At 40.2% G+C, this 16,141-nt stretch carries 15 protein-coding genes; 7 read left to right on the forward strand and 8 right to left on the reverse strand.

Translation table 11 applies throughout. From position 1 onward, the window contains the following. Positions 1-144: 144 nt before the first annotated feature. Complete coding sequence (locus VAHSUH02_RS01305; protein WP_005384096.1) at positions 145-1,269, forward strand: cation diffusion facilitator family transporter; 1,125 nt, start codon at positions 145-147, stop codon at positions 1,267-1,269. A gap of 157 nt (positions 1,270-1,426) precedes the next feature. After that, on the forward strand, positions 1,427-1,993 hold the full coding sequence (locus VAHSUH02_RS01310) for an immunity protein YezG family protein (protein WP_038148962.1): 567 nt from the start codon (positions 1,427-1,429) through the stop codon (positions 1,991-1,993). 47 nt (positions 1,994-2,040) lie between these two features. On the opposite strand, the gene VAHSUH02_RS01315 is transcribed toward VAHSUH02_RS01310, so the two are convergent. Continuing rightward, entirely contained in the window at positions 2,041-3,486 is a 1,446-nt protein-coding gene (locus VAHSUH02_RS01315; RefSeq protein ID WP_005384091.1) for an amino acid permease, read from the reverse strand. A 286-nt stretch (positions 3,487-3,772) separates the two neighbouring features. Here VAHSUH02_RS01315 and VAHSUH02_RS01320 point away from each other — a divergent pair, with 286 nt between their 5' ends. Further along, the gene (locus tag VAHSUH02_RS01320; RefSeq protein WP_005384090.1) at positions 3,773-4,285 is read left to right on the forward strand and encodes a pyridoxamine 5'-phosphate oxidase family protein; all 513 of its coding nucleotides are present in this window, start codon (positions 3,773-3,775) and stop codon (positions 4,283-4,285) included. A 234-nt stretch (positions 4,286-4,519) separates the two neighbouring features. Beyond that, the gene (locus tag VAHSUH02_RS01325) at positions 4,520-5,845 is read left to right on the forward strand and encodes a hypothetical protein (protein WP_005384088.1); all 1,326 of its coding nucleotides are present in this window, start codon (positions 4,520-4,522) and stop codon (positions 5,843-5,845) included. A gap of 136 nt (positions 5,846-5,981) precedes the next feature. Here VAHSUH02_RS01325 and VAHSUH02_RS01330 read toward each other — a convergent pair whose 3' ends face one another. Continuing rightward, on the reverse strand, positions 5,982-7,349 hold the full coding sequence (locus VAHSUH02_RS01330; protein ID WP_005379645.1) for an NCS2 family permease: 1,368 nt from the start codon (positions 7,347-7,349) through the stop codon (positions 5,982-5,984). 145 nt (positions 7,350-7,494) lie between these two features. On the opposite strand from VAHSUH02_RS01330, the gene VAHSUH02_RS01335 reads away from it, so the two are divergent. From VAHSUH02_RS01335 to aroD, 3 genes are all read left to right on the forward strand, one after another. Further along, positions 7,495-7,914, forward strand: coding sequence for an RrF2 family transcriptional regulator (locus VAHSUH02_RS01335; protein ID WP_005377450.1), 420 nt, complete (start codon positions 7,495-7,497; stop codon positions 7,912-7,914). A 93-nt stretch (positions 7,915-8,007) separates the two neighbouring features. Further along, the gene (locus tag VAHSUH02_RS01340; protein WP_005384086.1) at positions 8,008-9,240 is read left to right on the forward strand and encodes an MFS transporter; all 1,233 of its coding nucleotides are present in this window, start codon (positions 8,008-8,010) and stop codon (positions 9,238-9,240) included. A gap of 67 nt (positions 9,241-9,307) precedes the next feature. Next, positions 9,308-10,102, forward strand: a complete 795-nt coding sequence (aroD, locus tag VAHSUH02_RS01345) for a type I 3-dehydroquinate dehydratase (RefSeq protein WP_038148957.1) — start codon at positions 9,308-9,310, stop codon at positions 10,100-10,102. 24 nt (positions 10,103-10,126) lie between these two features. Here aroD and VAHSUH02_RS01350 read toward each other — a convergent pair whose 3' ends face one another. The 6 genes from VAHSUH02_RS01350 to aroA form a co-directional block, all read right to left on the reverse strand. Continuing rightward, positions 10,127-10,417 (reverse strand): type II toxin-antitoxin system RelE/ParE family toxin, encoded by a 291-nt coding sequence (locus VAHSUH02_RS01350; RefSeq protein WP_005384082.1) that lies wholly within the window; start codon positions 10,415-10,417, stop codon positions 10,127-10,129. Further along, positions 10,414-11,031, reverse strand: coding sequence for a type II toxin-antitoxin system RelB/DinJ family antitoxin (locus tag VAHSUH02_RS01355; RefSeq protein WP_005384080.1), 618 nt, complete (start codon positions 11,029-11,031; stop codon positions 10,414-10,416). The genes VAHSUH02_RS01350 and VAHSUH02_RS01355 overlap by 4 nt, the downstream gene beginning before the upstream one ends. 262 nt (positions 11,032-11,293) lie before the next feature. Next, positions 11,294-12,529, reverse strand: coding sequence for a shikimate kinase (locus tag VAHSUH02_RS01360; RefSeq protein WP_038148956.1), 1,236 nt, complete (start codon positions 12,527-12,529; stop codon positions 11,294-11,296). A 123-nt stretch (positions 12,530-12,652) separates the two neighbouring features. Next, positions 12,653-13,792, reverse strand: a complete 1,140-nt coding sequence (locus VAHSUH02_RS01365) for a bifunctional chorismate mutase/prephenate dehydratase (protein ID WP_005384076.1) — start codon at positions 13,790-13,792, stop codon at positions 12,653-12,655. Next, positions 13,779-14,873 carry a chorismate synthase gene (gene aroC, locus VAHSUH02_RS01370; RefSeq protein ID WP_005384074.1) on the reverse strand — a complete coding sequence of 365 codons (1,095 nt, stop codon included), beginning with the start codon at positions 14,871-14,873 and terminating at the stop codon, positions 13,779-13,781. The genes VAHSUH02_RS01365 and aroC overlap by 14 nt, the downstream gene beginning before the upstream one ends. Next, positions 14,863-16,131: a 3-phosphoshikimate 1-carboxyvinyltransferase gene (gene aroA / locus VAHSUH02_RS01375; RefSeq protein WP_005384073.1), complete on the reverse strand. Its 1,269-nt coding sequence runs from the start codon at positions 16,129-16,131 to the stop codon at positions 14,863-14,865. Before aroA ends, aroC begins: the two co-directional genes overlap by 11 nt. Between the last annotated feature and the right edge of the window lie 10 nt (positions 16,132-16,141).

Below are 16,141 nucleotides of genomic sequence, written 5' to 3' on the forward strand. Positions count from 1 at the left end.
ATAAGTTCAGTAAAATCAATGGATTTCGTGAAAATATATCAAAAATTATAGTGACAAATGATAATCCATAAGCTATAATACAAATAAACGTACACATATAAATTATTTAATATTGTACATATAGTATGTAAGAGGTGTAATAGTATGATTTTACAAGATAATAGTGCTGAACGTAATCGGGGTATTACGCTCGCCAGTATCAAGGGTATTATAGGCAATGTGGTGCTTGTCATTTTTAAGATGATAATAGGATTGGCATCGAATTCCATCGCCATAATCCTTGATGCAGTAAATAACTTAACAGACGTTCTTTCGTCGGTGTTGACGATTGTCGGTACAAAACTGGCTGCAAAAGGGGCCGATAAGGAACATCCATTTGGACATGGCCGTATAGAATATATGACTACCATGGCCATTGCTTTCATCATTCTCGGTGCAGGCATTGGGTCCCTTAAGGAATCGATAGATAAAATTCTTTATCCAGAGGTATCCACATTTGATATTCCAAGCCTTGCCATCATCGCGGTGGCCATTATCGTAAAGGTTGTGATGGGGCGATACATTAAATCTCAAGGTGAGAAATACAAATCGGATGCCCTTGTAGCGTCTGGTATTGATGCTCTTTTTGATGCGGTGATTACCTTTGCTACATTGGTGTCTGCAGGCCTCGTATATTTCTTTAATGTAGATATTCAAGGCTATGTAGGGGCTTTAATTTCGCTATTAATTTTGAAAGCAGCCTATGAAATCTTGCGGGATATGTATAATCATTTGCTTGGTATTCGCGCCGATGATGATCTTATCCGAAACATCAAAGAAACTATCGCACAACATCCAAATGTAGGCGGTGTATATGACTTAGTGCTAAATAGCTATGGACCAGGTGAAGTGATTGGTTCTGTTCATATTTCGTTGCCAGATACGATGACAGTGGGCGAGGTTCATCCTTTAACTAAAGGCATTGCTGTTCATCTTTATAAAAAGTTTGGCATTAATATGACTGTCGGCGTATACGCAGAAAATCAACCAAGCGTAGAAGTTCTTGAAATCAAAAAAGCGCTTGATCAAGTTGTAAGTTTATATACTAATGTAGTACAAGTACATGCCTTCTACGTACGAGAAGATAAAAAGATTATCTATTATGATATTATCTTTAACTTTGACGAAGAAGATCCACATGGTACATTAGAAAAGATTAAGGCGGAACTTCATAACCGTTATCCAGATTATACACAATTTGCTATTGTGGATACGGATTTTAGTAATTAGTTTTATATAAAGAATAACCGATATGTATCCTTGTATGAGGAGCATATCGGTTATTTTTATGGGGCTGGATCGTCACTTGATAAATACATTATTTATGCCTATAATGAATTGTATAAAATATAGTTAGTCATATATTATATATAGTATGGAGAGAACTATGAATAAATTGGTATTATCCACATTAGCAGTTATGACTGCAGTTAGTATCTGTGGAGTGCAACCTGTAGATGCTAAATCAGTTAAACCAGATCCAACCATGACTATGTTGCAAATGCCGAAGAATGATGAAATCTCGGTAGGTAATGGTACTACAAAAGAAATCAATAAACAAACACAATCATTAGTGAATAATGTGGCCGTATCCACTAGATCAATGATTAAAAAGAATTGGAAAACCATCTATATTAAGGCTGTACCATCTGACAATACAGTTCGTTTCTACTATACGGATACGATGGGCCAAGTTTATAGTGGTCAAACTATTAAAAATACTGGTTTATCTAAGGGAAAATATAGAGCAGGAGCATTACGTCAGGCTCAGGCGTTGCAGGACTTGTATAGGTATCTACAACAAACGAATCAGGAAATTCCTTCTTCTATAGATATTATCGTTACCAGTCAAGGGCGTCAGATTCGAACCATCATGAATTACGATGAAAATATAGGAGATAGTTCAATCTATCAACAAAATTATGAACAAATTAATTTCCCAAATTTGAAATAGTTTGGATATAGTGAAAGCCCCTACCTCGGTGAGGTAGGGGCTTTGTGTTAAATTACATAATCATCGTGATCATCTGTTGTTTGTTTTTTAGCTTGCTTTTTAGCACCTGCTAGGTCTAATAGTTCTTCTTCAAGTGTATCTTCGTCGCCTGTATTGAGCATGGAGTAGAAGGCCCATAAGATAATGAACCAAACTGGTGTGAAGAATAAGGCAACTCTTGTGTCATCATTCAAGGCCAAGATAATGAGGATAAACGCGAAGAACGCAAGAATTAAATAGTTCATCATTGGATATAGAGGCATTTTAAATTTAGATTTTGCCGCTAATTCAGAATTTTTTTTGCGGTATTTTAAATGGCAAATAACCATGATAGCCCAGATGAAAATGAAGCAGAATGTAGAGATAGATGTAATCATAACGAAGACTGCTTCTGGCATGACATAGTTAAGTACAACTGTAATAAGTAGTACGGCAGCAGAGAAAATAGTCGCTTGATATGGCACGCTACTATGTGTTAAGCGACGCATTGATTTAGGTGCGTGACCGCGTTTTGCAAGGGCATAGATCATACGACCTGTACTAAAAATACCAGAGTTTGTAGCTGATGCGGCAGAGGTAAGCACAACAAAGTTGACGATACCTGCTGCTGCGGTAATACCAACTGCTGTAAATACGGCCACAAATGGGCTGGCTGCAGGGTTAACGGCTGTCCATGGGTAAATACTCATGATGATGGCCAAGGAACCAATATAGAACAAAATAATACGCAAAGGAATATTATTGATGGCCATTGGAATAACCTTTTCAGGGTTTTCAGTTTCACCTGCTGTCAAACCTACAAGTTCAATGCCGGTGAATGCAAATACAACCATTTGGAAGGATAAGATAAAGCCCATCGTTCCATTCGGGAACCATCCGCCGTAATTCCATAAATTACTAAAGGCGGCAGCTACACCAGCATCGGTACTAAATCCAGAGAAAATCATGATTAAGCCGATGATGATAAGGGACACAATGGCAATAACCTTGATCATGGCAAACCAGAATTCCATTTCACCAAAGTGCTTTACGGCTGTTAAGTTCATGAGTAATAGAGCTATTAAGACGACGAGGGCTGGTACCCATTGAGGAAGCCATGGTATCCAGTATTGCATATACAGTCCGACAGCCGTTAAATCGGCCATGGCTAGTGATAGCCAACAGAACCAATATGTCCACCCTGTGATGAACGCAGCGCGATCACCTAGATAATCCTCTACAAAGTCGATAAAGGAATGATGATTAAGATTAGATAATAATAATTCCCCTAACGCTCTCATTACAAAGAAACATATAAGACCAGTAATGAGATAAGCAAAAAGAATGGATGGACCTGCCAAATGGATGGCCCGACCGGAACCTAAGAATAAGCCTGTACCAATGGCACCGCCGATGGCGAGCAATTGTACGTGGCGATTCTTAAGGCCCCGCTCTAACTGATTCGTATCAGACATAGTAAAGACCTCTTTTCTACAAACTACCTATAAATACAAAAAGCCATGGATGACCATAACTTTCATAATCTATAGAATATATAAAACTATTTTCTTATAATACAGTATCTATTATAAAAAGTCAAATGTATTTTTACAGTAGACACATCATGTAAATAGTATTATTAACATACGAATAAAAGAAAGCGTATTCATACTTTTAAAAGCATACTATACGTTAAAAGGTTTTCATAATTTGCTATAATAATTGATAGATTATCTTTTACGTAAAGTAGTGGAGGTTATTATGAGACGACAAGACAGAAGAGTTACAGATATAGAAGAAATTAAGGGCATTTTAAATAGCACTCGCATCATTCACCTAGGCATGATGGATGGTGACTACCCTTACGTGGTGCCCTTACATTTTGGTTTTGAATTTATAGATGAGGTGCTTTATATCTATGTGCATGGGCATCATGAGGGAAAGAAGTTTGACTTGATTAAAGCAAATCCTCATGTATTTATCGAAATTGATGGCAGTGATGAAGCCCTTGTTTCAGGTGGTGATATTCCTTGTGCATATAGTTCAGTTTATTCCAGTGTGATGGGCCGTGGAGAGGCTACCTATTTAGAGGCTATTGATGAAAAGTCTCATGGCTTACAAGTATTGATGAAACATCAGACAGGTCGTGAGTTTACTTTTACGGAAGCCATGGTAAACTCTGTGGGCGTAGTTCAAATTAAAATTGTCGACTATACGGCCAAAAGACGAAGACAACTTGAACAAGATGCTATTATGCCTCCATTAACTAAATAATGATACAACAATCCTATTGAACTCTATTATGATATAGTGTTCAGTAGGATTTTTTATATCGAACCTAAGCATTAGATACATTATTTGGTTGTGACGATGCTTTCACAAAAGGAAAGATAAAAGTTTTATGAAGTAGCTAGAGCTACAGAAACGGTAGCTTGATTTTGATATAAATAAGAAAATATATCATTATATGTGTGGAGTATATTATAAATTTTTGTAATAGGAGAGAATATGAAGAAAATAATAACATCTGCTGTTTTATGTGCCGCGATGGCTACTGCAGTAAGCACCTTTGGCGTACAGCCAGTTAGTGCTACATACCCGTTAATAGATAAAAATGGTAATACCGTTCCTGTTGAACGAGATGTAGATAATAAAAATCTCATCGATGATAATAAAAAACTCGCTGATCGTTATCGTTGGTATGATCAAGTTGATGATTATGATTTAGTTAAAACTAATATTGAGAGTATCGCGCAGGAATTTAGCTATCCTATACAAGTTCCGTCTTATATGCCTAAGGATTATGCAGTACGCGATGTAAAGGCCAAGGACCATGACGTATTAGAAATCGTTTATACAGAAACAGGCCGTGATGGAGAATTTGGTCCGAAATTAATCTTCTCTAATACAGATATTGTATATCGTATGGGTTGGGCTATCGATACAGTGGTAACACCTATATTAGAAAAGACAAATTACAACGCTAAGGATGCAGTTAGCTTTACTACCCCTAATGGGATCGCTGTACATACGTTAGGTTATAGTAAAGACGCTATTCAAATTGCTTATTGGGAAAAAGATAATAAAGTTTATATGCTCTACTTTGCTTCTTTAAGAAATCAAAACTTTGTAAGCAAAATTGTAGACTCTGTAGGTCCTGTGAGTAACGTAGCCATTGATGATACTCGACTACGTGGTGACCGCAATGATAAGCAAAATGTTGAAGAAAACGATGCGAAAAAGGTTAAACAAAATGATGACCCGGATTGGCCTCCTTATGAAACGATTGGGTTACCATTGCGTACACATACGAATTCTGTGTGGCCTATACTTACCAGCAAAACCATCGGTTTACCTAGCGGTGTAATTAATGCATCTCATAAGATGTCCTATGACGTATCTGTATCAAGTTATTTACCTCTTGGCTATACATACTATGCTACACATTTTTATGACAATGATGTATTAGAAACGGTATATTGGAAGCAAGGTGAAGAGTATCAAGAGCGCAGTGGCCGTTGGGTAACTCATACGATGGTCTTCCGCATGAGCTACTCTATGGACACCGTATGGCCTGAAGAATATATTCCAATGGAGTACCATGACGTACAGTGGAGCGACTCTACTCCAATAGGGGAGGTTCACTATACAGGGGATGTAGATAAGGGCTTAGTACGCAGTGTTACGTGGTACAAGGATAATATGGCATATTTCTTGTTCTTCCAAGTGCCTGTGAAAGCCTCTGAAGCAGACTTTTATAGAGATCATGTAGTGCCGTTAAAAGATATCAATCCAAGTCGTACAGACTTAATTGGTGTAAAAACAATTCGTTAATACTAAATAGCACTAAAAAAAGAACCTATCCATTAGATATTAAAGTGAACCGACCTCCTTAACGTTAAGATTTTTGGTCTAACATTAAGGGGGCGGTTCAGTAATATCTTTTGAGATAGGTTCTTTTAGCTATTAATTAGAAGAATACGTAACGGATGATAACGAGTACCGCTAATACGTACATAATCCAGTTAACTTCTTTTGCACGACCTGCAATGATTTTGAGTAGAGGGTATGCAATAAGACCTGCAGAGATACCGTTAGCGATGCTGTATGTGAACGGCATCAAAACGATAACGAGGAATGCAGGAAATCCTTCTGTCCAATCATCGAAGTCGATATTGCGGATAGCACCTAACATGAGGGCACCGACAATGATAAGAACAGGAGATGTGGCTGCATTTGGTACCAAGGATACCAATGGAGCCAAGAATAAGCAGATTAGGAATAATACGCCTGTTGTGACAGCTGTTAAGCCTGTACGGCCACCAGCACCTACACCTGCTGCACTTTCAACAAAAGCAGTGATCGTAGATGTACCGAGTAATGCGCCAGCACTAACGCCGATAGCGTCAACAGTCATCGCTTTACCAAGACCTGGGAATTTACCAGATTTTGGATCCGCAATTTTCGCCTCTGTAGCAGTACCGATTAACGTACCCATAGAGTCGAACAATTCTACGAATGTGAAGGAGAAGATAATCGTAATCAAGCCCATGTGGATCGCACTAGGAATATCTAATTGAAGAAATGCGGCTTTTGAGAAGTCAGGCACTGCCAATACTGTGAAGTTCTCAGGCATTGTAGATAGTCCCGTTACATAGGACACAATTGTTGTTACCAACACACCAATCAAGAGTGAACCTTGAATCTTACGAGCCATTAATAGAGCGGTAAAGATGAGGCTGAATAGGGCTAACAATGTTTCGCCACTGTGCAAGTTACCTAGTGTTAACAATGCTTCAGATGCTGGAGGTACTAGATTGCCATGTGTTTGTATAACTTGGCCTAAGGTGTTAGGAGATAAACTGATGGAAATCGCCATCAAACCGGATAGTTTTAAACCGATGATGGAGATAAATAGCCCAATACCAACGGTAATAGCGACTTTCATAGAAGCCGGTATACCAACAACAATCATTTGTCGTATCGATGTCAGCGTTAGGACGAGGAATACGAGACCGGAAATGAACACCGCACCTAGTGCCGTTTGCCATGATACACCCATACCGAGAACTACGGTAAAGGAATAAAAGGCTAAGAGGCCAACCCCTGGAGCCAGTGCGATTGGATAGTTAACAAATAAACCCATAGCAATCGTTACGAGGCCACCACCTAAAGCTGTAGCGATGAGGACGGCATCCTTGTCCATGCCAGCAAGACTCAAGATGTTTGGCGCCAAAAATAGGATGTACGCCATCGTGATAAACGTGGTAATACCTGCTAAAATCTCGGTTTTAACGGAGGTACCTCGTTCATTGAGTTTAAATAGTTTATCTAACATTAGATAAATCCTCCCTGTATGAAATTATAAATCATATCAAATAAAAATATTTCGATATACCTATAGTGTATCATATTTCCCACCATTTTTTGTATGAATTTATGTTATACTATACATATATTGTGAATGACTTAGAGGTTAACTTATGAAAATATCTACAAAAGGGCGGTATGCCTTGCGAATCCTAGCGGATATTGCAGAACACGGGACGGAAAAAAATGTGCCTATCCGTGAAATCGCAGAACGCCAAGGGTTTTCAGATAAATACTTAGAAGGAATTGTATCTCGCTTGTCCTCTGCAGGCCTCGTTAAAAGTGGCCGTGGTAAATATGGTGGATATCGCTTGGTTAAAGATCCTGCTGAATATAATGTATATGAAATCTTATATGCTGCAGAGGACTCTATTGCTCTTGTGTCCTGTTTAGAGGATGATGTAGAGCCATGTCCTATGTTTAATGATTGTTTGACTGCTCCTCTTTGGCAGTATTTACAAGATGAGTTTCGCCATGTAATGGAGCGCGTTTCCTTGCAAGATGTAATGGATCACAAGTTTCCAGTGGAATAATTGAGAGAGTCGCGTTTTATATGCGACTCTTCTTTATATAATTTTGTAAAAGCATATTTTTATACACTTTTATATGTGGAAAGAAGGCGAAAGATGAGTACAATCGCAGATGATACTCGTGGTGGCATGCGCAATGTATGGATTATTACGGCTGCCATGACTGTATTAGCTATATGCTACACCATGATTATTCCTTTTTTGCCTATATATCTCTTGGAATTAGGTGTCCCAAAAGCCGATGTAGCCCTTTGGTCGGGCCTTGTCTTTGGGATTACATTCCTCATTGCGGGCATTATGGCTCCAATTTGGGGAAAAATCGCCGATAATAAAGGGAAAAAACGGATGGCCTTGCGCGCTGGCTTTGGCATTGCTGTCTGTTATGTATTAATTGGTTTAGTTACAGACCAATATCAACTACTCATGGGGCGGGCCCTCGTTGGATTTGCCAATGGGTTTTATCCCGCGGCAATGACTATGGTATCCCTCAGTGTCGATGAGAAACAGGTTGGTCGAGCTTTAGGTATCTTCCAGACAGGGCTTATCTTGGGGAATGTCATCGGTCCATTCTTAGGTGGTGCTGTTGAAAGTGTAGTAGGGATGCGTCCTGTATTTTATGTATCTGGTGTTGCTGTACTTATTGCGACATTGGCTGTATTGTTCTTTGTGAAAGAACCAAAATTACATGCTGTAGGTACTGATGGAAAAGAACAGCCGGCTCAACCTACTAAATCTACATCCTTACGTGAAGACTTTAAGGCCGTTCAACAACAACCTGTACTAGTACGGTTGCTTGGGATTTTCTTCTTTATGCAATGTGTCATCATGATGCTACAGCCTATTTTGGCCCTTTATGTAGGGGATATGCAAGGCACCATGGAAGGGGCGGCTATAATCTCTGGTACAATCCTCAGTATCGGCGGTTTAGCAGGCTCCTTAACGACTAATCTATGGGTTCGCCTTGGTGAACGTCGTGGTTATTTTAAGACCATTTCCTACTGTATGATGGGTAGTGGTATCGTTCTATTGCTGCAAAGCTTACCAGTGGGTATATGGTGGTTTGGTGTTTTACAGGTTCTAATTGGTTCATGCATTGTAGGCATTAACCCATCCTTGAGTGCAGCAGTAACCCTTAATACAGATCCAAGCTTTAGAGGTCGTATGTTTGGTATGACGACGACAGCTCAACAATTTGGTTCTATGGTAGGGCCTGTATTTGCTAGTATTGTATCGACCTATGTGGGCATATCCTACGTATTTAGTATTACTGGATTGTTATTGTTATATATGGGCTTTCAGTCTAGAAAATTATCTAAAAAACATGAATAATACTATGATGAGTCATAGATAGTATTAAGGGAATCATTTGTTTCGTATGAGATGCAAAGGAGTTGTTATGGTCCGTATCGGTCAAACTGTACTTGGAGAAAAGGGTACAAAGATATGCGTGCCTATTGTGGGCACAACGGTAAAAGAAATTCTAGATGCTACTGCGGTGGCATGCAGTACACCTTGTGATGTGGTGGAGCTACGCATTGACTATTACGAACGAGCTCATTCCATTGATGCTATTATTGAACTATTGATGCTCATGAAACCTCAATTAAAAGGTCGTGGGCTGCTGTTTACGTGGCGCACGAAGGGTGAGGGGGGCGAGAAATCTATCTCCTCACAAGATTACTTTACAATGTTAGAACGCCTTATCCCAACGGGCTTGGTAGATGCTATTGATATTGAGTTATTCTTTGATCAAGATAGAATGGTCAAAACCATAGAATTTGCCAAGGTTCATGGTGTAACAATCGTCATGAGCAATCATGATTTTAATGGTACACCAAGTAGAGATGTTATTGTAAATCGACTCATTCAAATGAAAGGATTTTTAGCGGATGTGCCAAAGATAGCCGTTATGCCTCATACAACAGGTGATGTATTAACACTTCTTGAAGCGACGTCTGAGGTGAAATCCTTATATCCATCTGACCCAATCATTACGATGGCCATGGGGCCATTGGGGGCTATTACACGTGCTTCAGGAGCTTTATTTGGCAATGCTATGACCTTTGCTTCAGCGGGCAAAGCATCGGCACCAGGTCAAATTGATGTACATGAACTAAAACGTATCTTAGATACTCTTGATGTAGATGGTGTATTTGATGAACAACAACATAAACGGGTAAAAGTGCATTAAAAAAGTCGGCTCTCGCCGACTTTTTTATATATTCATACCTTGCGCTAATATTTTATTAATTATTACAGTTTTATTTCTTATAGAGTATAAGATAATATAATGTTTTGTGACCATTTTTCGTAAATTTTGCTTATTATACTTTCCGTGATATAAAGGGTATCTTTCTGGAAAAATATCAAGCGAGAATGCATTATCAATAATTTCTGACTGATGCTGAATAATAAGGTTTAAATCTTCTGTTTTTTTCTTTAAAGATAATAGTATATTTTTTAGGTCTTTCTTAGCGATTTTAGACAGTAAAATCTTATGTATCATAAGAGAAGACCTTCTTTCTTTAATTCAGAAATAACATCTTCTAAAGGCGTTACATTACCTTGTTCTATATCTGCATATGACAATTCCAGTAGTTGATCGATTTCTTCGTCAGTAAGAAAGTCTGCATTCATGGAGTCACAAGCGATAGGTTTGTTTACTGACTTAGGAATTGCTTTTGAAAATTGTATTTGTTTAGAGATAAGTGTAATCAACAATGATATAGTTAAACCCATTTCTTTCAAGATAGCTGTTGTTAGTGTTTTAATTTTAGGGTTTATACGGATATTGAGTATGCCTGTTTTATCAATTTTATCAAAGGATATTTCAACCTCGTTTGTGGTTGATGTTCCGTACGAGCTAGTAGTATCTGATGCCTTTAATGTGATTCGGGGTTGTTCGTAGGTGCCGTCATTGTTGAGTGTACTTGGCGTTGGTGTTTCATCTGTAGATGTTGTTGGTAATGCAATGGCGAAAGGAATGCGACGTTCTTTGATAATTTGACGAAATAGTGCGTCAAGCATGGAGGTGTAGGATAGGCCTTGTGCTTTTAATATGCTAGATACCTCTTGTTTTAGATCTTCGTTGATGCGGACTTGTAGGTTTACGGTTTTCATAGTATCTCTCCTAATATTCTTTTGGATTATGACTATAACACTTTGGTCATGTTGTTGATTTTATATTAAAAGTATTTAAGTTACTCAACTCTATTTGTAATTACATTGTAATTGCAAGCGTGAATTTTTACAAATACATATAAAACATAGCGAATATAAAAAAGCAGTAGTTATCTTAGGGATAACTACTGCTTTTAGTACTATATCTATGAAGTTAAGATATGAGTTTTAGTTTTATCTAGAAATACAGATGAATAATTTTTTAGAGTAAATTAGTTTCGAAGTCTTCTAGAATAGCCGCTACTGTTTCTGGTGCATTGCGATGGTGTTCCACGATGGATTGTGCAAAGCTTTCATACATTGGTGTACGAATTTCTTCGAGTTCGCGTAAGCGTTCGATACCACCACTAGAGAGAACCCGACCGGATGTAGATAAATTTTCTATAGGTTGGGTTAATTGGTAGATACGACCATTTTGGCGTAAGTGTGCGTAGTTTTTAGGCACTGTTACACAGCCGCCACCAGTGGAGATAACAAGACCTGTTTGAGTGCCCAGTTTCGCAATCATTTCCGCTTCTTTTTCACGGAATGCTGGTTCCCCTTGTTCTGTAATGTATGTGGAAATGTCTCCAATTTCTTTTTCTAACTCATGATCCACGTCAATGCAGGTACGGCCCATTTCTTCACCGAGCGCTTTACCGACTGTAGTTTTTCCTACACCAGGCATGCCGATGAGGATAATGTTTTCCTTTTCACGGCGCATATCGCGCAAGATTTGTTCAATTTCCTTTGTACCAAAGCTTTCACCGTGGAAATGATTAGCCGCCTCAACACCTTGAGCCACAAGGAATGGCAAGCCATCACAATGAGGAATTTCCATCATTTCTGCTTGTAACAGCAAAATTGTACGGCGTGGATTATAGATGAGGTCTACAACGCCTTCCAATTTGGAAAATTGTGTAATATCGATGAGATTAGCTGGATTATGAGGATACATCCCGATAGGTGTGCAGTTAATAATAATCTGTGCTGTTTCATAGTAATTAGGAGTATCACCATAGAATGGTGCGGTCTTACGAGAGAGATGAACTATGTTCTTAGCTCCTAAGTCTTCAAGAGCTACGTGAACGGTAGCGGAGGATGCGCCATCGCCAAGAATGATACATTCCTTGCCAGCTACATCGATGCCTGCATGTTGTAGGGTAAATACGAAACCATCATAGTCTGTATTATAACCGTGCCATTTGCCATCCTTGCGAACCATCGTATTTACACAGCCAATGCGTTCTGCCCGTGGATCTACAACATCACAAGCTTCAAGGGCATTTACCTTGTAAGGGATAGTGATATTGATACCTTGCAATTCTGGATCTGCGAAGAACTCTTGCAATTGGCTCGGTTCGCGTTCAAATAATTCATAATTTGTATTTCCTAATGCACTGTGAATGCGAGGGGAGAAGCTATGGCCCAACGTACGGCCAAGTAAACCAAATTTCATAGGACCTCCTAGGTCAATATACATAGAATGGCTAATAGGCTGGTACCTATTAGCCATTGAAGTTTTATAACTATATGTATTGTACTATATATGTTCTTATAGGGACTAGTACATATAAGTATATTAGTTTTCAGGGTAATTGCCGAGTAAGCGGAACTTATCTTGTGATGTGTGTAGCTCTGCTAGAACGGATAATACCTTAGGATCTGCTAGAGATGCCTCTAAGTCGAGGTAGAACAAGAACTCAAAGTTATGGCCTACAATCGGGCGAGACTCGAGTTTTGTAAGGTTGACACCGATGTTTGCAAACTTGGTAAGTAATGTACCAAGGCCACCTGGAGCATGGCTTGCTGTAGTTACTACGGAGATTTTATTAGCCCCTGGGTATACATGGAAGTCCTTGCTGATGCAGATAAAGCGCGTATAGTTGTTATCGCTATTTTGGATATTGCGCATTAATGGAGATAAATTATATAAGTCGGCACATTGAGGAGCTGCAATAGCTGCCACACCTGGGTCGTCACTAGCCGCTACGAGCTGGGCTGCACGAGCCGTGTTATCGAAGGAGCGCAATTCTACGCCTTCTAATTTTTCTAGGAAGTGACTGCATTGGCCCAACGCTTGAGGGTGGGAGATGATAGTGTGAATATCTTCTAGTTTTGTGCCTTTTTTCACGAGTAAATCGTGAGAAATCCAAAGGCGCGTACCGCGCACGATATAGCATTTACGCTCTTCTAATAGGTCGTATACTTCTTTTACAGAGCCATTGGAGCTATTTTCGATAGGCAATACACCAAATTGACATTCACCGGATTCTACCGCATCAAATACAGCACGGAATCCTGTTACATAGTGAATTTGGCTGAGTGGTAATAATTTATCGCACGCCACTTGCGCATTACTACCGAAGACGCCAGCACAAGCTACGCTACCACGTTGTGGAGGTAATGTAGGGGACTGCTCAATAGCCTTTTTCATTTTAACAGTGAACTCATTATCTTGGAACAATTGTTCAGACTGATAGGTCCGGCTCAAGCTGAATAAGGCTTCAAAGAAACGGCGTGCGTATAGGTCGAGGTCTGGGCCTGCATCTCGAGTTACTTTATCGAGGATATCTCGTTCCCGTTTGGCATCGTAAATAGCCTTGTTCATTTCTTTTTTGGCTGCCGCGACATCCTTGGAGAGTTCCATGCGCTCTTTGAAGAGGGCGAGCATTTGGTCGTTTATATCGTTAATTTTAACGCGTACTTCATCTAAGTTCATGGTCAATATCTCCTAAGAAATCAAGAATAACAAGGGCCGTAACAGCTTCGATTACAGGTACTGCACGAAGCGCTACACATGGGTCGTGACGACCTTGGATTGTGAGCAATGTGTCCTCTTTTTGTGAAAGTGACACAGAATGTTGTTCTTTATAAATGGATGGTGTTGGTTTGATGCCCACTTGCATAACGAGGGGCAAGCCGTTAGTTATACCACCTTGAATACCACCGCTATTATTAGTTGTGGTTGTAATCTTGTCGCCGTCCATGGTGAAAGCATCATTCACTTCGGAACCCAGTTGTGCACACATATCGAAGCCACCGCCAAAGGATACGCCTTTAATGGCGGGCACCCCAAAGATTACGCGAGCTAAGCGGTTTTCGATACCGTCAAAGTTTGGGTTGCCAAGGCCAATTGGTAGACCTGTAGCAATGACTTCAACTATACCACCTGTAGAGTCCCCATCTTTTTTGAGGTCCATAACAAGGGTTTCTACTTCGTTACGTTTTTGTGGATCAACCATAGCAATTGGTTCTGTAGCGATGCTAGCTAATGCTTTCATATCTGGATGGACCATGTTGATATGAGCATCTTGGATGGTTCCCACTTGTTTTAAATGGCCGTGGATTTCAATGCCTTTTTCACGTAATAGTTGTAGAGCGATGCCACCAGCTACGCAAAGCGGAGCTGTAAGGCGCGCTGAAAAATGGCCGCCACCGCGCATATCTACCTTATCACCGTAGCGTATACGAGCTGTAAAATCTGCATGAGATGGGCGAGGGATATCGCGTAAGTTGTTATAATCGCTAGAGTGTTGAGATGTGTTGCGGATCATAAATGCCAATGGGGAACCACTGAGCATGCCGTCCACCAAACCTGCTAAAAATTCAGGTGTATCGGCTTCCTTACGCTGTGTTGTTAATTGATTTTGTCCTGGCGCACGGCGCTTTAAAAAGGCTTTTAACTCATCGATATCGATGGTATGTCCACAAGGTAGACCTTCAACAATACCGCCGATAGCGTATCCATGAGAGGCGCCAAAGGTAGATACTTGTATAGTTTTACCGAAATTAGATGCCATGAGCATCACCTCCTAATAAGTTCCAGTCCTCGAAGAAATCTGGATAGGATTTTGTGATAGCTTCGCTATCTTTTAAGGTAACAGGATTTTCACTGATGAGGGCCATCAATGTGCCGGCCATAACGAGGCGATGGTCATTTACGCAATCACCTTGACCGCCTTTAAGTATACCATTACCGATGATATATAGGTCATCGCCTTCTTCACGCACTGTACCGCCTAAGTCTCTTACGAGATTAGCAACAGCTATGAGACGATCGGATTCTTTTAAGCGTAGGCGAGCACCCTTAATAAAGGAGCTTTCACCAGAAATAGAGCAAGCAAGGGCGGCCATAACAGGCAACATATCCGGCATTTGCTCAAGGTCTGCATGGATTGGCTTGGAAGCACGACCTGTGACCGTTATATTCATGCCATCCCATACAACATCACAACCAGCATCAATCATAACCTGCATGATGCGGCGGTCAGCTTGTACAGAATTTTTGTTCATGCCTGTAATCGTAATTGGTTTGCCCGTCATACCGGCTGCCACCATCCAAATTGCTGCATTAGACCAGTCACCTTCGATTTGGTAATTATCACGGCCGATAAAGGACGCACCAAATGGGACTGTGAAAGCCTCGTTGATGTTTGTATCAGGTAACGTATGCTCTACCTCCACGCCAAAATCACGCATGGTTTCTGTCGTTAATGTTACATAATCACTAGATTGTAGTGGGGTAGTAGCCGTGATAGTAGATAGGCCGATTTGAGGGGCTGCCAACAATAATCCAGAGAAGAATTGGCTGCTTACATCACCTACCATGGAGAAATTACCGCCTTGGAGACGACCTGTCATAGTAAATGGCGGTTTATCTTGGGAGAATGTTACGCCATGCGCTTTCATTTCACTGAGCATAGGTTCGAGAGGGCGATCTGGTAAACGACCTTTGGCATCTACGTTTACATCGTTACAGATGGATGCAGCTACAGGTAATAAGAGACGTAATGTAGTGCCTGATTCGTGAGGTACTACATTGCCTTTTGCTGGGACAGGACCTGGTGTAACAGTGACAACTTTATTTTCATATACTACGTGAGCACCTAAGCCTCGCAAGGAGTCCATAGTAGCATCGATGTCTTTAGAGGTACGGCTTAGTAGTATAGTAGATGGAGAGTTAGCAAGGGCAGCACAAATTAATGCGCGATGTGCATGTGCCTTTGCTGGGATGGACGCAATCGTTCCTGTAGGAATGGCGTTCGTTACGGAATGCATAGAAATCTCC

The sequence above is a fragment of the Veillonella atypica KON genome, assembly GCF_002959915.1.
Classification (GTDB): domain Bacteria; phylum Bacillota; class Negativicutes; order Veillonellales; family Veillonellaceae; genus Veillonella; species Veillonella atypica.